A 20,646-nucleotide genomic window follows, 5' to 3' on the forward strand; every position below is an offset into this window, starting at 1 on the left:
CATGCTGGCGCAGCTCATAAACGGGAAAGCGGCGGCTGCCACCGTCGTGCAGGCGGTGACGCAAGCCACCAAAAAGCTGAAGAAAGAGGGCGGGGTGAAAACCGGTCTCGCCGTCGTCATCGTAGGTGACGACCCAGCCAGTCATACCTATGTCGCGGCCAAGAGCCGCATCGCAAAGGAGTGCGGTTTCTCCTCTGTCCAGCATACCCTGCCGGAAGAAACGTCCCAACAGCAGTTGATGGACCTCGTGTCTGCATTGAATGAAGACGACGAGATCCATGGGATCTTGGTGCAGCTTCCGCTACCAAAGCATCTCGACAGCGATGCGGTGGTTCAGTCTATCCTACCCGAGAAGGACGTAGACGGTCTCAACGTTGTCAACGCAGGCAAGGTGGCGACTGGCGATCTTGAAACCGGCCTCGTTTCGTGTACGCCGGCGGGAGCGATGGTTTTGGTCGGCCGCATTCATGGGAGCGACCTGTCGGGCTTGAAAGCAGTCGTTATCGGAAGGTCTAATCTCTTCGGCAAACCTATGGCGCAATTGCTGCTGCACGCGAACGCCACAGTGACCATCGCCCACAGCCGTACACGTGATCTCGCAAGCGTATGCCGAGGCGCGGACATCCTGGTAGCGGCTGTTGGTCGAGCTGAAATGGTCAAGGTCGACTGGGTGAAGCCGGGTGCGACCGTCATTGATGTCGGAATAAACCGCGTAGCGGCTCCTGAGCGAGGCGAGGGGAAGAGCCGGCTCGTGGGCGACGTGGATTTCGACGCGGTGATAGCTATTGCCGGAGCGATCACCCCTGTTCCAGGGGGCGTCGGTCCGATGACGATTGCAATGCTAATGGCAAACACTGCCAAGGCAGCCTGGCGCGCCGCCGGAAGGCAATCGCCACTTTTCGATAGGGCATGAAACCGGACTGCAGATGATGAGCCTTCCTCAACGCGAAAGCATGGAATTCGACGTTGTAATCGTCGGCGGCGGGCCTGCGGGGCTGTCGGCTGCGATCCGTCTGAAGCAGGTCAATCCGGAGCTGTCGGTCGTCGTGCTGGAGAAGGGTGCCGAAGTCGGCGCGCATATCCTGTCGGGAGCCGTTGTCGATCCGATCGGTATCGATCGCCTACTGCCCGGCTGGCGCGAAGAGGCCGATCATCCGTTCAAGACCGAGGTGACGGACGACCATTTCCTGGTGCTCGGCCCGGCCGGCTCGGTGCGTCTGCCGAACATGCTGATGCCGCCGCTGATGAGCAACCACGGCAACTATATCGTCTCGCTTGGTAACGTCTGTCGCTGGCTCGCCACCAAGGCGGAGGAACTCGGCGTCGAGATCTATCCGGGCTTTGCCGCGACCGAAGTGCTCTACAACGACGAAGGGGCGGTCATTGGTGTCGCCACCGGCGACATGGGCATCGAGAAGAACGGCGAGCCCGGCCCGAACTACACGCGCGGCATGGCGCTAACAGGCAAATATGTGCTGATCGGCGAAGGTGTGCGCGGCTCGCTCGCCAAGCAGCTGATCGCCAAGTTCGATCTGTCCAGGGATCGCGAGCCGCAGAAATTCGGCATCGGCATCAAGGAACTCTGGCAGGTCAAGCCCGAGCATCACCGCCAAGGTCTGGTGCAGCATTCCTTCGGCTGGCCACTCGGCATGAAGACCGGTGGCGGTTCCTTCCTTTACCACCTCGAAGACAATCTCGTTGCCGTCGGCTTCGTCGTCCACCTGAACTACAAGAATCCCTACCTCCATCCCTTCGAGGAATTCCAGCGCTTCAAGACGCATCCTTCGATCCGCGGAACCTTCGAGGGGGCTAAGCGGCTTTCCTATGGCGCACGCGCGATCACCGAGGGCGGCTGGCAGTCGGTGCCGAAGCTCTCCTTCCCGGGCGGCGCGCTGATCGGCTGTTCGGCCGGCTTCGTCAATGTGCCGCGCATCAAGGGCAGCCACAATGCTGTGCTGTCGGGGATGATGGCGGCGAACCGCATCGCCGCTGCGATTGCCGCCGGTCGCGCCAATGACGAGGTGGTTGAGATCGAGACCGACTGGCGTTCAAGCGACATCGGCAAGGACCTGAAGAGGGTGCGCAACGTCAAGCCGTTGTGGTCGAAGTTCGGCACGGCTGTTGGCGTTGCACTCGGCGGTCTCGACATGTGGACGAACCAGCTGTTCGGTCTGTCGATCTTCGGCACGCTGAAGCACGGCAAGACCGATGCCGCCTCGCTGGAACCGGCCGCCAAGCACAAGCCGATTGCCTATCCGAAACCGGACGGCGTCTTGACCTTCGACCGGCTGTCCTCGGTGTTCCTGTCGAACACCAACCATGAGGAAGACCAGCCGGTACATCTCAAGGTCAAGGACATGAGCCTGCAGAAGCGGTCGGAGCACGATATCTATGCCGGTCCGTCGACGCGCTACTGTCCGGCAGGCGTCTATGAATGGGTAGAGAAGGACGGTCAGGAGACCTTCGTCATCAACGCCCAGAACTGCGTCCACTGCAAGACCTGCGATATCAAGGACCCGAACCAGAACATCAACTGGGTGCCGCCACAGGGCGGCGAGGGGCCGGTCTACCCAAATATGTAGGAGGAGCCCGATGAAATTCCTGAAGCAGCTTTATTTGCTCTTGACCGAGGAGATCGAATCCGATCCGCAAGGTATTGGTCAGCAGACTGTCGCCATGGGTGGACATGGGACCGGATTTTGGCCTCACCGTACAGAACGTGAAAGACAGCTGCCGAAAGAGGCGACTAGCGATAGATTGGACGTTCAAATCCACATGCCGAACCAGTTCGCGCTGTGAAACGGATCAGCCATTTGTTGAGACGTTTCAGGATTTTGGCTAGCAATTCGCTTCGAAACGGATCTACATGGCAACATGAGCAAACTGTATAAGGTATCCGAGCTTTCCGTAGCGACCGGAGTGCCCGCGGCAACGCTTCGTCTGTGGGAGCAACACGGTCTGATCGTTCCGACCCGTACCGCCAGCGGATACCGGATGTATAGTGATGAGGATTTCGCTCGGGTCCATCAGATCGTGCGTCTCAGGTCTGTGCAGGGATTGAACCTTGCTGCTATCAAGTCTGCTCTCAATGAACTCGATGTCGGCCCGCCGACTACGGCCACAGAAGAAGCGTCGGTGCCGCGCCTGGGGTTTGAAATAAGAAGACTTAGGAAGCAGAAAAAACTCACAATCGCCGCTCTCGCGGAACTTGTCGACGTGTCCACTTCTACGATCAGCACGCTTGAGCGCACGTCGCGTGGTGCGGGCGTGCCATTGCTGCGAGCGGTAGCTGAGGCGCTCGGCGTCACGGTGACTGAGCTCACGGCGGGTCCGCCCCAAGCAACCAAGTCCGTGGTGAGGACAGGTGAAGGAAGACAACTTCCGACCTTGGGGAAGGGCATCACCATCAGCGAGTTGGCATCTGGACCCCGAATGATGGACTGCCAGGAGTGGACGCTTTCGCCCGGCGCCGGGAGTGAGGGATTTTACAGACACGAGGGCGAAGAGTTCATTCGGGTTCTCGAGGGAAGCTTTGAAGTAGAAGTCGACGGGCTTGGTGTCGCTACGCTCAACGAAGGTGATTCCATTTACTTCGAGAGCAACAGGGCTCACTCATGGCGGGCGGTGGGCTCAACGCCTTGCCGTCTCCTTTGGGTGAACACTCCTCCTACGTTCTAAGACGGCCACGCGTCTGTCCGATGCAGGCGCCGAGGTTCGCAGTCGAGACTTCGCGCGCATCGTTGCTCGTGCGCTTTCCAGAATCAACCTCAGTCATCGTTATTGGAGTCGGCGCCGCCACTTCGCATCGTGACCGCTGCGTCTCTCAGCCGTGGTCTCGCACGCGAAATACTTTGGATAAATCGATTGATTATATAAACCCGGCATAATTTCTGTAGAGTTCTGGCGTCGGTGTGATATTGTGCCTGACAACAAAATGCACAGGTCACTCGAACTCGAAGGAAACTGCAATGGACATGCCCACACAGGCAGAGGTCGTCATCATCGGCGGTGGTATCGCAGGATGCTCGATCGCCTACCACCTGACAAAGCTCGGGATCACTGACGTCGTGCTCTGCGAACGGCAGCAGTTGACCAGTGGTACAACGTGGCACGCGGCCGGTCTGGTGACGCAGTTGCGTGCGACGAGACGTATGACCGAGCTCGCACAATACACCGGGGAGTTATTTGGTCGGCTTGAAGAGGAAACTGGTCAGGCGACTGGATTCAAGCAGAACGGCTCGCTACGCCTTGCAAAGACCCAGGCACGTTATGAGGAGCTTGCACGTGGGGCTTCTATGGGCAGGAACTTTGGTCTTCCTGTCGAGGCGCTGACCGTCGATCAGATCAAAGAACGTTGGTCACCGATCAGCACGGAGGGCCTGGTAGGTGGCTTCTGGTTCCCGAAGGATGGCCAGGTCAACCCAGCCGACGTGACGATGGCCTACGTCAAGGGCGCTCGGATGGGCGGCGCCAAGATCAAAGAAGGCGTGAAGGTAACGCAAATCCTGACCGAGGGCGGCAAGACCGTCGGTGTCATGACCGACAAGGGGCGGATCTCGGCAAAGAAGGTCGTCATCGCCGGTGGCATGTGGTCTCGGGATCTCGCCGCTGACATCGGCGTGACTATCCCCCTGCACGCCGCGGAGCACTTCTACGTCGTGACGGAGGCTATCCCCGGCCTTCCGCGAGACTTGCCCGTCATGTTTACGGCAGACGAATGGAGCTACTACAAGGAAGATGCTGGCAAACTCCTAGTCGGTTTTTTCGAGCCGGGCGCCAAGCCTTGGGGTCAGAAGGGCATTTCTGAAAGCTTCTGCTTTGATACGATCCCCGAGGACCTTGATCACATCAGCCCGTATCTTGAGATGGCTATGGAGCGCGTTCCCGTTCTCCAGGAGACTGGGATCCAGCTCTTCTTCAACGGTCCTGAGAGCTTCACTCCGGACAATCGATACCACCTTGGTGAAACGCCTGAGGTCGACGGGCTATTCGCTGCGACAGGCTTCAACTCCGTCGGTATTCTTTCTTCGGGTGGCGTCGGCAAGGCCATGGCGTCATGGATCGCCGAAGGAAGGCCTCCGGTGGAGCTTCTCGACGTCGACGTACGCCGCACGCAGGCGTTCCAGCGTAACAAGAAGTACCTTGCAGACCGCTCGGTCGAGACGATCGGTTCTCTCTATGACATGCATTGGCCGGGCAAGCAGTTTGAGACTGCTCGCGGCGTCCGTCGTTCGCCGTTCCACGATCGCCTAGTAAAATCCGGCGCATTCATGACGGAGCTTGCAGGCTGGGAGCGCCCTGGCTTTTATGGAACCGCCGCGGAGGTCGAGAATATCGAATACTCCTATTCCAAGCCGAGCTGGTTCGACAACGTTGCGGCAGAATGCGCGAACACCGCCGAGAACGTCTCGCTGTTCGACCATAGCTGCTTCATCAAGTACATGATCGAAGGCCCCGACGCCCTGAAGGCACTAAACTGGATCAGCGCCGCCGAATGCGACGTTGCAGTTGGTAAGGTAGTGTACACTCAATGGCTCAACGACACCGGCGGCATCGAAGCTGACGTCACCATCACCCGCCTTGCTGAGCAGTCCTACTTGGTTGTGACCGTAGCAGTTTCCCAGCGTCGCGATATGGCTTGGTTCAAGCGGCGTGTTCCCAAGGGTTCGAAGGTCTATATAACCGATATTACCTCCGGCCTGGCGATGCTGGCGCTATGGGGGCCGAAGTCTCGCGAACTTCTGTCGCGCGTTTCACCGGACGACTTTTCCAATGGAGGCTTTCCGTTCGGCACCAGCCGCGAAATTGACCTCGGTTATGCGCGCGTCCGAGCAAGCCGCCTCACGTTCGTCGGCGAGCTTGGCTTCGAACTATATATTCCAAGCGAAGTCGCCGCACATGTCTACGATGTTCTGACGGAAGCGGGGCAGGGCCTCGGACTTAAGAACGCTGGGTTCTTCGCCCTGAACTCCATGCGCATGGAGAAGGGATATCGCCACTGGGGTCATGACATCGGCGAAGAAGACACTCCGCTCGAAGGCGGCGTCGGGTTCACCGTCGCGCTCGACAAGTCAGGCGGCTTTATCGGGCGCGACGTGCTAGTAGGCCAGAAGTCTGAGGGGACACTGAAGAGGCGGCTCGTACAGGTCAAGGTAGCCGCAGGCGACGAAGTCCCCCCGATGTTGTTCCACTACGAGCCGCTGCTGCGAGACGACGCCATCGTGGGATCTATCATGTCCGGCGCCTACGGCCACCGTGTAAAAGCATCACTCGGTCTCGGTTATGTGTCGAGCGAGGAGGGCGTCACCAAGGAGTGGCTCGCCGCAGGCAAGTGGGAAGTCGAAGTGGCGATGAAGCGCTACCCCGTCGAGATCCAGCTCGGCGCCTGGTACGATCCGCGCGGTGAGAAGATTAAATCCTGAGCACGCAAAACCGGGAGGCAGCATGTCGCCTCCCGGTCGTTTTCTTAGCGAAGCTATGCTTGTAATCAGCACGCGGCGCCGGCAGGGACCGCATACCCATATTGCAATGATTATAGGGAGGAGAGGATGACCCGAATCCTTGTAATGGGCGCGAACGGTAAAACGGGGCGCTGCGTTGTGGAAGCATTGTCAACGCGGGAGGAGGCCATAGTTCGATGCGCATCGCGGTTTGAGACGTCAGCTTCTCACGCCACGTTCGACTGGGAGTTGCGGCAAACGTGGCGGCCGGCTCTCGAGGGGATTGAGGCACTATACCTGGTGAAGCCAGCCTCGACCGAAACCAACCCTGACGTAAGGGATCAGATGGCGGCGCTGCTCGACTGCGCACCCGAGCTGAGACGCGTTGTTCTCCTCTCTGAGATCGACGCCGGGACTAGGGCAGAAGACCTTGACGAGCGGCGAGTTGAGAGGCTGATCGAAAACAGCTCGCTAGAATGGACGATCCTGCGACCTCATTGGTTCATGCAGAATTTCGCTGACCCCAGCTTCTACCTCTCCCAGCTCAAGACCGAGGGGCGCGTGTCGGTTCCGACCGGTGGGCACGCCACAAGCTTTGTGGACACGCGTGACGTTGGAGACGTGGCCGCGGCGGCTTTGCTCGATCGATCTCATGCTGGAAAGCACTACACGCTAACGGGGCCGGCTTCTCACACTTGGGCAGATGCGATGTCGATGATCTCCTTTGTTTCGGGGCGCCAGTTTTCGTACGAAGATGCTCCGCTGGAGCCTTATCTTGCCGAACGAGCCAGCCCCTATGCCCTGCGGAAGTTCGCGGACCACAACAGGGCGGTCTACGAATTCCTCTGCAGCTCGGCATCCTCCGCGATATCAGAAGACGTTCAACAAGCCCTAGGCAGACCCGCGCGTACCTTTGAGACTTTTGTCAGAGAGACAGGCCCACTCTGGCGGTAGCGCTGATCGACAGGTTACCTCTTGAGCGTTTGGGCACCTCTGTCGAGTAGCCCTAGGAGGTACTGGTAGCGCGGAGCGTTCTCGCGCGCTTCGGCAATGAGTGGTTCAAACTGCACTAGTCTCACGGCCGGGACGACCTCGTCCTGGAGCAGGTTTGTCACGAACGCCTTCGCCATGCCGCTAATGGCTCCATGGTGTAAAGCAGCGGCGTAGACTTCGGCGAAGTTGAGCAACTGCCGGCACAATTGCTCATCGCTTTTGTCCGGCGTGCTGTAGATCTCCTTGATCAGCGCGTTCATCTGGTCCCGCAGGTTCAGTACGGCCTGGAACTCCGCGAGTTTCACGCTGTGTCGGTACTGCGCAAGGCCGTATCTAGCTGCGAGTATGGCAGTTAGGACCATCGCGATGTTTGCCAAAGCCGATGCGTAATCCAACCAGTCTTTGTTCGGCACGGTTATTGCACCGAGGATGGTCGAAAGCAGTTCGCTGGGCATCTATTCCCGCGTTCCTGTGTCTCCAGCCCCACCGGAGCCGTCTTTCTTGTTGCCATTGTCAGACGTTCCCGTGTCACCTGATGCAGGAACCGACTTCCCGCCGAGCGCCTTCTCGAGGCCGTGGTGCATGGTATCGCTCTCTTGCTTCTTCGCTCCGCCTGTCGGCTCATGAGAACTGGCGATTGGGGTGAGATCTTGATCTGCGGTCATATCGTCCTCCCTCTAAGCAACCCCACGATACTCGGGCTTGGCTTTTGTTTCCAGAGGAAGGAATCTGCAGGTGCGGCAAAAACCGGACCGTTGCCGGGCCTAATGAAGCCTTTACGGAACGGCGACTTATGCCGCCGTTCCGCTCGTCACTAGAGGGCCGATCCGCCATTTACGCCTAGCACCTGCCCGGTGACGTAGCTGGCGTCGTCGGACAGGAGGAACGCGATCACAGAAGCGATCTCAGCCGGCGCTGCTTCACGGCGAAGTGGAATGTTGTCGAGCCAGCCCTTTCGAATTTCTTCCGGAACCGCTTCGACCATCGGGGTCGATGTTGTGCCCGGCGCGACGGCGTTCACCCGTATGGCGTTTCTCGCCTGTTCGAACGCGACCGTACGTGTGAGGCCCACCAGTCCCGCTTTGGCTGAAGCATAGTTTGACTGCCCAAAGGCTCCCCACCGGGATTCGGATGAAAGATTGACGATCGCGCCACCGCGTCCGACCATCAACGGAACGATTGCTTGGCAGCCGAGCCACGCTCCCTTCAGGTTCACGTCTAGAACGGTGTCCCAGTCGTCGTCGCCCATCTTCAGAAGAGACTTATCCCGCGTCACGCCGGCATTGTTTACCAGCCCGTCGGCGCCGCCAAAGGCCGCCTTGATCTTTTCCGCGGCGTCGTGCCAGCTCTGGCGGTCGACGACGTCGAGTTCAATTGCAATCGAGCGGCCGGAACCGCCGTTGACTTCATCGGCGGTCGCTTGGGCACCTTGAAGGTTGCGGTCGGCGACGACCACCGTGGCACCTTCTTCGGCAAGGCGCACGACGGTCGCCTTGCCAATGCCCTGGGCTCCGCCGGTGACGACGATGACCTTGCCTTCTATCCCACGCATCACGCATCTCCCCCAATCAGATATTTGTTGTAGCCGTCCTGCACGATCTCGCCCCTCTGGTTGGTAATGATCACTTCCACCTCCACCACACCCCTTGACGGATCCTTCGAACTTGGCCGCTTTGACTTGACGGTGTAGCGCTGGGTGATCCGGTCGCCTGGGAACACCGGAAGGAGCATCTTCCGCTGCGTTTCGAGGAAGCCGAGAATCTTCCACGCAGACAATTCGAGGCAGTTGAGCCCTTCACCGATCGAATGGATCAGCAGACCGTGCGCGATACGCGAAGGAAACTTCGTGTTCTCGCGAACCCATTCCTCGTCCATGTGCAGGGGATTGAAGTCGCCGCTCAGCCCGGCGAAATTGACGATGTCAGCCTCGGTGATCGTTCGACCCGCGGAAACGTAAACCGCACCTTCAGAGATATCATTGAACACAGTTTCCATGTCAGGCCTCGACGAAGCACGGCATTTTCACACCAGGGTGAATTTCGCGGAACACCACTCTCAGCGGCATGTCGCATCGGAGGTTTTCCAAGGGCGCGTCGATCACCCAGCTCGTGATACGGACGCCTTCTTCAAGATCGACCAGCGCGATCACGAACGGCGTCATCGATGCGAACTCCTTGTGAATGGATCGGTTTACGACGGTGAAGGAGTAGAGAGTCCCTCGACCAGATGCCTCGACCCACTCTGGTTCGCGCTCTGGATGACCTACAACGCGAGCGCGGGGGTACATCTGTAGCGTTCCTGTCGCAGGATCCTTCTGGATGAGAAGGGTGTCGCGCTGCGCCGCGTAGAACCATTGCTCGGATAGGGCATTGTGGACGGGATGGACTGGCGTCATGTCGATCATTACTTGCCTCCAAGAATGAGTGTGGCGGTGGCCGAGAGCCATCCCCCGGTACCGTTGACGAGGCACAGTTCGGGCGAGGGGAGTTGCAGGCCAGGGCTTTCGCCCCGGAGCTGGCGAACAGCTTCGATGATCGCGAACATACCTCTGCGGCCGGCATGGTTTGATGAGAGGCCCCCACCGTCAGTATTGATCGGAAGCCGCCCATCAGGCCTGATGCCTCCGCCGGCGATGAATGCGCCAACCTCGCCTCTAGGAACGAAGCCGAGTGCTTCCAGCGAAAGGGCGACTGTGATCGTGAAGGAATCGTAGATCTGGGCCACCTTGATATCCCTTGGTGCCAGACCGGCAGTCTCGAACGCCCTGCGGCCGGAATGTGCAGCAACTGTGGTCGTCAAATCCTTCATCTGGTTCATCTGGCCGTGACTGATAGCCTCGCCGAAGCCGAGAATCGACGGGCCGCCTCGACGGGTGTCGCGCGCTCTCTCCTTGGACGTCACCACGATTGCTCCGCCGGAGTCGCTGACTACGCAGCAATCGAGCTTCCGGAGCGGTGTCGAGATCATAGGAGAGGCCAGAACGTCTTCGACGGTGATCAGCTCGCGATACATGGCGTCTGGATTGAGGTTCGCATAGCGCCGCGCCTGAACGGCGATCTCCGCCAACTCTTCGGGCTTCAGTCCGTACTCGTGCATGTACCGGGTTGCGGCCAATGCGTACGCAGAGATCGTTGAGACGCCGTAGGGAACTTCAAATTCTCCAGGTCCGGTCTGGCCGGTGTTGAAGTCGCTCGCATTCAGCGGCCACGAGCGGCCAGATGACGCGTAGCTGACAACAACTGTGTCGCAGAGGCCTGCCTGAATTGCCGCGACCGCGTTGCCGACGTGACTAAGAGGTGCGGCACCGCCAATATCGGTGCTGCAGACCCACAAGGGGTCAATCCCAACGTACTCCGCGATTTCGACTGCATTCAACTGCCAGCCGGCTTCCGAGGGGAATGAAGCAGCGGTGGCGAAACCGTCCACGTCCGAGAGAGACATTCCGGCGTCGGCGAGGGCTTCCGCGATTACTTCGGCATGGATCTGATAGGGGTGGACGCCAGGCGCCTTTCGGCGAGGTGACTCGTGCGCGCCCACGATACACGCGGAGCCGCTTGGGAAACGTTCGGTTGCCATGGGTTAGCTTCTCGCTTTCGTGACAATTCTGCTGGATGTGAATGATTTGACCGCGATGATGATCGAGCCGATCAGCACAGGCGTGATCACAATGGTGGCCACGGCCGAGACCGCCGGCGTTATCCCGCTCTTCAGGAAAGAGTAGATCGTGACCGGAAGGGTCTTATCGAGACCGGTCTGGAACATGGCCAGCACGGCTTCGTCCCAGGAGGTTACGAAGGAGATTAGGAACGCCCCGACAAGGGCCGGCATGATGATGGGCACGACGACGTTCCAGAAGGCGCGTCCGTTGCTGGCTCCCATCGTCCAGGCAGCCTGTTCGATCGAGACGTCAACGGCGGCGAGGGCGTTCGCAAGGACTAGGAAGACCAAAGGCAGGCACAGCACGGAATGCGCAATGACCAGGCCGATGTCCGAGCCGATGAGGCCCAGTCTTCCCTGGACGTCATAGATACCGATGCCGAGCAGGATGACCGGGACGATCAGCGGCATGATCGCACCAACCTGAATGGCCGACTTCAGCATCAGCGACTTCGACCGGGTGCCGACGCGGGCCAGGGCAAGGCCACACAGCGTCGCGCATATCGCCGTCATCACGCCGACACGGACGCTCTTGATGAAGGCATCGATCCAGATCGAGGACGTAAGCGCTTCCACGAACCACTTCGTGCTGAATCCCACCGGCGGAAACTGGATCTGCGTCGTCTCGGTCACGGACGTTGGGATCACGACGAGCAGCGGAAGGATCAACAGGATCAAGTCGAAGACCAGAAAGGCTACGCATAGAGCAGCGACTGGAGTGGGGCGCAGTGGATCGCGAGCGGCGGCGCCGCGCGAGCCTTGTTGGACCGGCGACAGCATGCCCTTGCCGCCGATTTTCAGAGCCAGCATGTATCCGACCACCGACACGGCAAGCAGCAGAATGCCCATCGCCGCCGCCTTGCCCCACTGATAGTTCTGAACCTGCTGTTGAATGAAGATCGGGATCGTGAGGTTGTGAGCCCCGCCGAGGATCGCGGGGGTCAGGAAGAAGCCCAATCCGAGGACGAACACCAACACGCTGCCGCCCAAGAGCGCGGGTCGGACCTGCGGAAAATAGATATCCAGAAATACCCTTCGTTCCGACGCGCCCATCGTCCGAGCGGCCGTGAGCAGGGAGTTGTCGATTGACATCATTGCCGACACGAGGATCAGGATCAGATAGGGCAGCAGGTAAGCGACCATCCCGACTATGACCGCGAAAGTGTTGTAAAGAAGTGGGAAGGGTCCCGCTCCGAGTTCTCCTGCCAGGGAATTGATGATGCCCTGTTGGCCAAGGATGGTCGTAAAGGCGAACAGGCGAACGATGATCGAAACCCAGAACGGCATCAGGACCAGCACCATCATCAATGAGGACGTTTTCCTGGACAGCCTCGAAATCACATAGGCGGCCGGAAAGGCGAGGATGACGGTTACGATCATCGATACGAACGCCAGCATGACGCTCTGCAGAGCGACCTGGCGAAGCAGATCGTCTTGAATGATCGCGCTGTAGTGCCCGAAGTAGAGCGGGTCGGTGAAATTGGATCGACCTTTCTCGTGCAGGCTACGCATGACGATTGTCACAAGTGGCCATCCGAGCGAGATCACGAGAATGAGCAGAGCTGGGAGTAGTAGGAGAATTCCCGTCGAGAAACGTCCCAACAGTCGCTTTCTTCCTGCAGGCGAGGCGACTGGCACATAGGTCATGACGTCCGCCCTTCCAACGGCATGCGGTAGTAGAGCGCGAGGAGGCGTGCCAGATATTTACGCGTATCGCGTGGATCGATCATCTCCTCAGCGCCGAACTTCTCGACAGCCCGCCAGATCGAAGTCTGCTCCTCGAAGCGCTTCGTCAGCTTTTCCTTAAGTGCTGCGCGCTCGTCGGCCGGGGCCGCGTCGAGTTCTGCACGGAAGGCTGCTTCAACACCGCCCTCGATGGGCATGTCGCCCCAAGCCGCGCTCGGCCAGATCAAGCGTAGGCTGAGCGGGTTACGGCTCCCGGTCGCGACGCCACCGAGCCCGAAGGAGCGTCGGATCTGGACCGTGATCACTGGTACCTTCGCCTGCTGGATTGCACGCAACGCCATTGCGCCGAATGTCAGCACGCCAGCTTCTTCCGCCTTCGGACCGACTAAGAATCCGGGTACGTCGACCAAGTAAGCAATCGGGATGTGGAAACGGTCGCAGAGCTCGACAAACTTGGCTTGCTTCAGCGAGGACTGGACGTCGAGAGAGCCGGCGACGAACCGCGCGTCGGAAGCTAGAATGCCCACCGTGCGGCCCTCGATACGCGCGAGGCCGGTGCGCAAGGATCGGCCGTAGTCTGGGGCTATTTCGAAAAAGCTCTCCTCGTCTACCACGCAACGTATCAGCTTGTGCACGTCATATGCCCGCCGGAGGCTGGGCGAAACGATGGAAAAGAGCTCGTTTTGGTCTCCGGCCGCCCAGTTCTCGACGACCTTCGGTCTGTGTCCAATGTTGTCCGGCAGGAAGTCGAGAACCTGCCGGATTTGAGCAAGAGCTGCGTCTTCGTTTTCGGCGGCATTGTCTATCAGACCGGATGCGCGGGTGTGGATGGCGACGCCGCCGAGCGCGAACTTGTCGATCTCCAGACCGAGAGCCTGTTTGACCACAGGGGGGCCGCCGGCGAAAAGGCAGCCGTTGTCGGAGGTCATCACGGAAAAATGCGAGATGTGCGCGCGAGCCGCGGAGCTACCCGCTGTCGGACCGAGAACTGCGGCGAGCACGGGAACGTGCTGGAGCAGATCGAACATGGGGAAGGTCGGGTTCGCGGACTGGAGCTCTGGGTAGCCGATCGCATCCTGTAGCAGGATCGATCCGCCGACGCCGTTAATCAGCATCACGAGCGGGATCTTGTAGCCCAGAGCAAACTCCTCGATGAAGCCGCCCCATCCGCCCTTGTAGCGCGCCAGATGAACGCCGGTCCCGCCACCCTCGACGCTGTAATCCTCCGCACCGATCGCAACCGGGCGTCCGTCGATTTCGCAAAGGCCGCAAACGAAGGTGGGGGCAAGCGGTGAACCGTCTTCCGTCGGCGTGGTTACGAACGTGCCGATCTCGAGGAAGGTGTCCGGATCTGCAAGCTTTGCAATCCGTTCACGAGCTGTCGAGCGGCCATAACGATGTTCGCGCGCGATACGATCCGGGCCGCTCGATGCGAGTGCGATCTCGCGCCTGCGTTCCAGTTCCTCCAACAAGGCGTGCCATTCGGGGCTAAGATTCTGGGTCATCGGATCCTCCTCAGACTTTCACGAGCTCGGCGCAGATCTTGGCGAGCTCCTTCTTGTCGACCTTGGTTGCGTTTCGGATGGGAAAGCTTTCGACGAACAGGATGTGACGCGGCTTCTTGTACGAAGCCAGCTTCGTCAGAAGGAACGCCATTATCTCGTCCTTCGAGCCGATCGCGTCTTTGCTGCGCGGGACTACGGCAGCGCACACGATCTCGGTGAACTCCGGGTCGGGAAGACCCACGACGGCAACGTCGAGGACCGACGGATGCTGGCGGATGACGTTCTCGATCTCGGCCGGATAGATGTTCTGGCCCTTTGATATGATGATGTCCTTGCTGCGCCCGACAATGGAAATCCATCCGTCCTCGTCGATGGTCGCGAGGTCGCCGATCTTCAGCCAGCCGTCGGCCACGGTCTCGGCGTCGAGTTGAGGAGCGTTCCAGTAATTGCGCATGACCGACGGGCCAGCCGTCCAAACGTCTCCGACGCCCCCGACGGGAACGTCTTTGCCATCGGCGTCGAGAAGCCGGATCGATTGGCCTGGAGAGCAGCGCCCAACGGAGCCGGGATGCCGTTCGATGTCATCGCCTTCGATCAAAGTTGGCAAGCCCGACTCCGTTGAACCGTACGCGATGGCCAGGTCGATGTGCGGCCAGCGACGGCGCACTTCCGCCATGAGGGCCGGCGGGCAGTTTTCGCCTCCAGTGTACCACCACTTCATCGACTGTAACGGCAGCGGATCGCGCTCATCGGCATCGATCATGTTCGGGTACATCGATGGGAAGATTAGGGAGTGCGTGACACTCCATTTCTTGATGAATTGTCCGAGCCGTTCGGCACTCCACCCGCGGCTTGGCATGATGGCGACCGTTCCCCCGACGAGAAACGTCGGTATCGAGCTCTCATTGAGAGCTGCGGTATTGTACATTGGCGCATTCAGCAGCATCACGGTGTTTTGGTCGAGATGACGGAAAAGGCTCACTTGCTGCATCGCGCACCACATCACCGCCAGCGACCGCATGACGACGCCTTTCGGCTTCCCGGTCGTGCCGGACGTGTACATGATCATCTGGATGTCATGCGCTATAGTCGAGGGAAGCGGCGCACACCCTTCAGTCAAAGCTTCATATTCGGGGCCTCCGGAGGTAGCCTGGAGCGTAACGATCCTGGGTGAACCGTCGAGAGAGCCGCTCGCTTCAAATGCAACGGCTGCGGTCTCGGTCTCAACGAAGAAGGCTCTGGCACCGCTGTCTTCGAGGATTGACGCGACTTCGCTCGAGGTCAGGCGGAAACTCACAGGAACGAACACGAGGCCGGCGAATGCGCAGGCGAAGTAAAGTTCAAATATCTCGCCGCGATTGAAGAGCATGGAGGCAACGCGGTCGCCCGTCTGCAGTCCCATTTCCCGAAGCGCGTTCGCGAGTTGCAGCGCCCTGGACCGCAATTCCTTGTAGGTCAGCGAGCCGTGCTCCCAGACCATCGCCGTCTTGTCCGGCTGGTGGAGGACCTGCGGACCTGCATCTCCGAGAATAGAAGATACTGTCCACCCGAGGGTAGATGAATTGACGTGCGACATGTGCGTTCCCAGTTTGGTTTATTATCGTCCGCTATGCGGATGCATATCGGGAGGGCGGCATTGGCTCTCCCTTGTGGTCTGGCGCTTCGCTCGCCAAGCGTCGGATCCAGTACCGAATGGGCGATTGCTCGCGCAATTGCATCATGACCCCAGGATCGAGCAGCGAGTGGATGCTCAACCCGTCGGCCAGACCAACGAGGTCGGCGGCCACGCGCTTAGGGTCGAGATCCGCCGGGAGATCGCCCTGGGCCTGAGCCTGTCGAATTGCCCGTGTCGCTGACTTCCGCCACCCGAGAAGGTAGCTCTCAAGCTCCTGACGGAGATCTTTTTCCGTCATACCTTCAGCATAGAAGAAGAAGAAGATCCGGCAGAGAGCGAGGCGCCGCTTATCGAGTGGAATACTTCCTTCCAGGATTTGCTCGAGGGCAGCGATGCCCTCCAGCGTATTTATTACGCGTGTGTTATGTTCCGCCAGGATTTCCGCGGCTCTTCGAAGGCCTCCGAGCAGCAGATCCTGCCGGTTGGTGAAGTAGTGCCCGATGACGCCGGTGGACCATCCCGAACGATCTGCGACTTCTCGGATGGTTGCCGCGGATATTCCGGCCTCCGAGACGATATCCAGCAAGACATCGCAGATTTGCTTTCGACGTTCGTTATGATCCACCACGCGAGGCATATCGGACTTTCTCTTAGTTGAGGGCGACCCAACGGTTGAAGCGATCGACTACTTCCGTGATGTTCTTCGCGTAGTAGTCGGCATTTTCTTCAATCGCCTGCTTAGCATTATCGCCGGCTACGATCCACGGGGCGAGATCTTTGCCATATGCGGCGCTGTCGAGCCCGACGATGTCGGTCGTGTAGGTAATTCCCTTGACCAAAGCCTTCTGGCCTTCAGTGTCCCCGATGAAGTGGGCGATCATCGCTTGCCCCGCGACCGCGTTCGGCGCACCGTTCGGCACGGCATACACAGCCTGTGAGTAGAGCGAGTTTTCCCAAGTGATTGCCAGCGGCGCCTTGTCGTTGGTCACAGCTCCATAAACGCGGCCGCTCCAAGCGATGCCCATCGAGCACTCACCGCTCGATAGCAGTCGGATGGCGTCGTCGCCGTTAGACCACCACAGAATGTCGGACTTGATGCTATCCAGCTTGGCGAAGGCCTTGTCCAGATCAAGCGGATACAGCTTATCTCGCGCTACGCCGTCTGCAAGCAGCGCCGATTCCAAAACGCCGCCGAACTGCGGATACTTAAAGAGGCAGCGCTTGCCTGGATAGCGCTTGACGTCGAAGATGTCGGCGATGCTCTTGGGCGCTCCGTCTTTGAATTTGTCCTTGTTGTAGGTGAAGACGATGCCGTAACGCAGCACGTCGACACCGTAATCGTCGTGTGCCGTCGGAGCCAGCTTCTTGTAGTCCACGATCGACGGATCAAGCTTCTGCAGATAGCCTGCGTCGCGTGCCTTGATGAAGTCGCCTTTCGTCGGAAATTCGATCATGCTCCACGGAATGGTGGCGCCGCTGTCCATCGCCGCAAAGAATTTCGTCATGTCCGAGTTGAAATCTCCCTTGACTTGGACGCCGGTCTCGGCAGCGTAATCCTTGATTACGGTTGCTTCGCGGGTGCGAGTGGTCGCACCGCCAGATGCGTCGTGCCAGACGAGTTCTCCCGAAACCTTCGCCTTGACGTCTGCTGGCAGAACGTCTGCAGCCATCGCGGCTACCGGAAGCGCTACGAGCGCTCCGAATGCTATTGCGGCAGTTTTGCTGATCCCATTCCCCATTGCACTGTCCTCCTTTTGCCTGGACGTTACATCACAACTGTAACAAAAAGATCGGATGACGCAAGGCTACTCCAGCTTTTTTTATTACAACAGTCTTGATAAAAACGGCGCATCGACCCTAAGATAGCCGCCATGGATGCCGCTCCGGAGCGGTTTAGACGCTCCTTGAAGGCGAAGAAAAAAGGGAACCGCATGATGAAGACACAATGCGTCGTGATGGCGAGTGAGGGCGCTGATGAAAGTCAGGTCGATCGCGCCAACGGGATTGACGTCAGAGGCGTCGAGGTCCGCTTCGCGAACGGCTTCTACGGATTGAAACAGTCCAGCCTCACGATAGAACCCGGCTCCTTCTGTACGCTGCTTGGGCCGTCGGGATCGGGAAAGACGACGCTCCTGCGTACGATCGCTGGGCTGTTGACACCGAGTGCCGGGAAAATCTCCATCGGCTCTAACGAAGTGACGAATCTCCCCGTCCAGGCCCGGAATATCGGCTTCGTGTTCCAGAACTACGCGTTGTTCCCGCACATGACCGTGTTACAGAACATCGAGTATCCCCTGAAGCTCCATAAGTGGCCGCAAGATGACCGGCGCCGGCGTGTCCACGAAATCCTAGACCTGATCGAGCTACCACACGTCGCCGACCGTGCGGTTGGTGACCTCAGCGGCGGACAGCAGCAGCGCGTCGCGATCGGCCGCGCGCTTGTCTATCACCCAGCGCTTCTGCTTCTGGACGAACCGATGGGCGCTCTCGATCGACGACTCCGACAGCAGCTCGGCGCGGACCTGCGCGAAATCCAGCAGCGGACCGGTATTACTACCGTGTACGTGACCCATGATCAGGAAGAAGCATTCATCCTCTCTGACAAGGTCGCGATCATGGATGGTGGCGAGATCCTCCAGTATGACACGCCGGCAGAGCTTTATTTCCGCCCGAATTCCCGGTTCGTCGCCCGTTTCCTTGGGGAGGCAAACATCGTCGAGGTGAAGAAGCTGAGTGCTGCCGCCGATGGAAGGGTAAGTGCGACGACACGGCTGGGCGAAGTGCTACTCAAGTCGGTGATTTCCCACGTTGACGAAGGCGCGTCTCGTTCTATCGTTCTGCGTCCGGAAGATCTTATACTGAAGACCTCGAACCAGGCCGGACCGGAACAGGCGTCGCCCATCCCGGTGAAGATTGTGAAAGAGCTCTTTCTGGGAAGCCGCTGCCTTGTAACCGTGTCGGACCCGGCGGGCGACGCACTTCTTATCGAGTGCACCAGGGCGCAGGTCCCATCGCCCGGCAGCGACGTGTGGCTGACCTGGAATCTGGCATCCGCAGTTCTCATTGATCGCTAGTGGGGAAAAGAAAATGAAGAAGATACTCATCGCGAACCGGGGCGAGATAGCCTTGCGCATAGCCCGCGCCTGCCGCGACGCCGGATATCGTTCGATCGCCATCGCTTCCGAAGCGGACCTGCAATCGATGCACGCTCGCGCTGCGGATGAAGTTCATACGTTGAAGGGCAACTCGCCGCTTGATACCTATCTGAACCAGCAGGCGATCCTTGATATCGCCGCGAAGAGCAACGCTGACGCGGTGCATCCCGGATACGGTCTACTTTCTGAGAACGAGACATTTGCGGCCGCGGTAGAAGCCGCGGGCCTCGTCTGGATCGGTCCTTCCGCCGACGCCATCGCTCAGCTTGGCGACAAGGTGAAGGCTCGCGCGATTGCTCGAAAAGTGGGCGCTCCTGTTCTTCCATCTCTGGACGACGGTGCGTCCTTAGAAAAGGCGACGGAGTTCGCCGAGGCACACGGGTTCCCGGTCATTATCAAAGCTCAAAATGGCGGTGGTGGTCGCGGGATGCGTATCGTCAGGGAGATGAGCGAGCTGGAGCCGATGATGGCTGCTGCGGAGCGTGAGGCAGGCCTCGCGTTCGGTCGTCCCGAATGCTTCGTCGAGGTCTATGCAGAAAACGCGAGGCACGTCGAGACGCAATGCCTCGCCGATCGGCACGGAAACGTAGTCGTCCTGTCCACCAGAGACTGCACCCTGCAGCGCCGCCAGCAAAAGCTCGTAGAGGAAGCGCCCGCGCCGTTCCTAAATGAGACCCAGCTTGACAAGCTCAAAGAGGCCTCCGTCGGGATCCTGAAAGAGGTGAGCTACTGCGGGGCGGCAACTTGTGAATTCCTAGTGACCGAAAAGGGCGTCTATTTCCTCGAAGTGAACACCCGCGTTCAGGTCGAGCATCCTGTCACAGAAGAGGTCACCGGCGTCGACATTATCCGCGAGATGTTCGACATCGCTGAAGGGAAGCCGCTGGCTCTCGGGAGTACAGTGATCCGCGGCCATTCGATCGAGTTCCGCATCAATGCCGAGGACCCATGGGCGGACTTTCGTCCGGTGCCGGGCAAGATTCGGCGAATGCAGCTACCTGGCGGCCCCGGTGTCCGACTGGATTTTGGCTACAGCGAAGGCGACACCATACCGCCTTACTATGATTCCCTCGTCGGCAAGCTGATCGTGACGGGTAGGGACCGAAAGCAAGCGATCGAACGCGCGACAAGAGCGCTGGACGAACTGACGCTTGATGTGAAGACGGTGGTGCCGCTGCATCGCGCGATCATAAAGCGGTCGGAATTCGCGGCTGACAGCGTTGACGAATTCCGCATCTACACCCGCTGGATTGATGTCGAAATGCCAAGACTTTCGGAGGAGGCGGCTGCACTGCAGGAAACTCCCACTTCCGCATCTGACGTCATTGAGGACCCCTCGGTTTCGTCGCCGGTGGAGGAAGTCGACGAGGCTCTGACCTATCGTGCTGGCATCAAGGCGCCGCTCTCGGGCGTGGTCATGGAGCTATGCGTCAAGGTAGGCGACAAGATCTCGCGAGGCGATGTCGTGGCGATCATGGAATCCATGAAAATGGAGCAATCGGTTCTCGCGGAGGAGGACGGCGTCGTGAGCAAGATCAACGTCGTTCCAAGCGGATTCATCGAAATGGGCGATGACCTGATGGGGATCGATTGAA

At 59.2% G+C, this 20,646-nt stretch carries 19 protein-coding genes; 8 read left to right on the top strand and 11 right to left on the bottom strand.

All coding sequences use genetic code 11. The features are described 5' to 3' along the window. The first annotated feature begins 1 nt into the window (after position 1). From folD to NBG89_RS32065, 6 genes are all read left to right on the top strand, one after another. Positions 2 to 913, top strand: coding sequence for a bifunctional methylenetetrahydrofolate dehydrogenase/methenyltetrahydrofolate cyclohydrolase FolD (gene folD / locus NBG89_RS32040; protein WP_431324925.1), 912 nt, complete (start codon positions 2 to 4; stop codon positions 911 to 913). A gap of 16 nt (positions 914 to 929) precedes the next feature. Beyond that, positions 930 to 2,582, top strand: coding sequence for a 4Fe-4S dicluster domain-containing protein (locus tag NBG89_RS32045; RefSeq protein WP_431324970.1), 1,653 nt, complete (start codon positions 930 to 932; stop codon positions 2,580 to 2,582). 10 nt (positions 2,583 to 2,592) lie between these two features. Next, complete coding sequence (locus tag NBG89_RS32050; protein WP_431324926.1) at positions 2,593 to 2,799, top strand: hypothetical protein; 207 nt, start codon at positions 2,593 to 2,595, stop codon at positions 2,797 to 2,799. A 75-nt stretch (positions 2,800 to 2,874) separates the two neighbouring features. Next, the gene (locus NBG89_RS32055) at positions 2,875 to 3,678 is read left to right on the top strand and encodes a MerR family transcriptional regulator (protein ID WP_431324927.1); all 804 of its coding nucleotides are present in this window, start codon (positions 2,875 to 2,877) and stop codon (positions 3,676 to 3,678) included. Between the two features lie 290 nt (positions 3,679 to 3,968). After that, on the top strand, positions 3,969 to 6,422 hold the full coding sequence (locus NBG89_RS32060) for a GcvT family protein (RefSeq protein WP_431324928.1): 2,454 nt from the start codon (positions 3,969 to 3,971) through the stop codon (positions 6,420 to 6,422). A 126-nt stretch (positions 6,423 to 6,548) separates the two neighbouring features. Further along, positions 6,549 to 7,394 carry an NAD(P)H-binding protein gene (locus NBG89_RS32065; RefSeq protein ID WP_431324929.1) on the top strand — a complete coding sequence of 282 codons (846 nt, stop codon included), beginning with the start codon at positions 6,549 to 6,551 and terminating at the stop codon, positions 7,392 to 7,394. Positions 7,395 to 7,408: 14 nt separating this feature from the next. Here the strand turns inward: NBG89_RS32065 and NBG89_RS32070 are convergent, their stop codons facing one another. From NBG89_RS32070 to NBG89_RS32120, 11 genes are all read right to left on the bottom strand, one after another. Beyond that, entirely contained in the window at positions 7,409 to 7,888 is a 480-nt protein-coding gene (locus NBG89_RS32070) for a hypothetical protein (RefSeq protein WP_431324930.1), read from the bottom strand. Continuing rightward, positions 7,889 to 8,098 (bottom strand): hypothetical protein, encoded by a 210-nt coding sequence (locus tag NBG89_RS32075; protein ID WP_431324931.1) that lies wholly within the window; start codon positions 8,096 to 8,098, stop codon positions 7,889 to 7,891. It lies immediately after the preceding gene. Between the two features lie 149 nt (positions 8,099 to 8,247). Continuing rightward, positions 8,248 to 8,985 carry an SDR family oxidoreductase gene (locus NBG89_RS32080; RefSeq protein WP_431324932.1) on the bottom strand — a complete coding sequence of 246 codons (738 nt, stop codon included), beginning with the start codon at positions 8,983 to 8,985 and terminating at the stop codon, positions 8,248 to 8,250. Beyond that, positions 8,985 to 9,428, bottom strand: a complete 444-nt coding sequence (locus tag NBG89_RS32085) for a MaoC family dehydratase (protein WP_431324933.1) — start codon at positions 9,426 to 9,428, stop codon at positions 8,985 to 8,987. The genes NBG89_RS32080 and NBG89_RS32085 overlap by 1 nt, the downstream gene beginning before the upstream one ends. A gap of 1 nt (position 9,429) precedes the next feature. Continuing rightward, positions 9,430 to 9,837, bottom strand: coding sequence for a Zn-ribbon domain-containing OB-fold protein (locus tag NBG89_RS32090; protein WP_431324934.1), 408 nt, complete (start codon positions 9,835 to 9,837; stop codon positions 9,430 to 9,432). After that, a complete protein-coding gene (locus NBG89_RS32095; protein ID WP_431324935.1) occupies positions 9,837 to 11,009 on the bottom strand; it encodes a thiolase C-terminal domain-containing protein in 1,173 nt (390 codons plus the stop codon). Before NBG89_RS32095 ends, NBG89_RS32090 begins: the two co-directional genes overlap by 1 nt. Positions 11,010 to 11,012: 3 nt before the next feature. Then, positions 11,013 to 12,737 (bottom strand): ABC transporter permease, encoded by a 1,725-nt coding sequence (locus tag NBG89_RS32100; protein WP_431324936.1) that lies wholly within the window; start codon positions 12,735 to 12,737, stop codon positions 11,013 to 11,015. Further along, on the bottom strand, positions 12,734 to 14,281 hold the full coding sequence (locus tag NBG89_RS32105) for an acyl-CoA carboxylase subunit beta (protein ID WP_431324937.1): 1,548 nt from the start codon (positions 14,279 to 14,281) through the stop codon (positions 12,734 to 12,736). The genes NBG89_RS32100 and NBG89_RS32105 overlap by 4 nt, the downstream gene beginning before the upstream one ends. 10 nt (positions 14,282 to 14,291) lie before the next feature. Beyond that, positions 14,292 to 15,857, bottom strand: a complete 1,566-nt coding sequence (locus tag NBG89_RS32110; protein WP_431324938.1) for a class I adenylate-forming enzyme family protein — start codon at positions 15,855 to 15,857, stop codon at positions 14,292 to 14,294. 31 nt (positions 15,858 to 15,888) lie between these two features. Then, positions 15,889 to 16,533 (bottom strand): TetR/AcrR family transcriptional regulator, encoded by a 645-nt coding sequence (locus NBG89_RS32115; RefSeq protein ID WP_431324939.1) that lies wholly within the window; start codon positions 16,531 to 16,533, stop codon positions 15,889 to 15,891. Positions 16,534 to 16,546: 13 nt separating this feature from the next. Further along, positions 16,547 to 17,635 carry an extracellular solute-binding protein gene (locus NBG89_RS32120; protein WP_431324940.1) on the bottom strand — a complete coding sequence of 363 codons (1,089 nt, stop codon included), beginning with the start codon at positions 17,633 to 17,635 and terminating at the stop codon, positions 16,547 to 16,549. 192 nt (positions 17,636 to 17,827) lie between these two features. On the opposite strand from NBG89_RS32120, the gene NBG89_RS32125 reads away from it, so the two are divergent. Both NBG89_RS32125 and NBG89_RS32130 read left to right on the top strand, forming a co-directional pair. Next, positions 17,828 to 18,970 (top strand): ABC transporter ATP-binding protein, encoded by a 1,143-nt coding sequence (locus tag NBG89_RS32125; RefSeq protein ID WP_431324941.1) that lies wholly within the window; start codon positions 17,828 to 17,830, stop codon positions 18,968 to 18,970. A 13-nt stretch (positions 18,971 to 18,983) separates the two neighbouring features. Beyond that, entirely contained in the window at positions 18,984 to 20,645 is a 1,662-nt protein-coding gene (locus NBG89_RS32130) for an acetyl/propionyl/methylcrotonyl-CoA carboxylase subunit alpha (RefSeq protein WP_431324942.1), read from the top strand. The last annotated feature ends 1 nt before the right edge of the window (position 20,646 follow it).

This window comes from Rhizobium sp. YTU87027 (assembly GCF_050644135.1).
GTDB lineage: Bacteria > Pseudomonadota > Alphaproteobacteria > Rhizobiales > Rhizobiaceae > Rhizobium.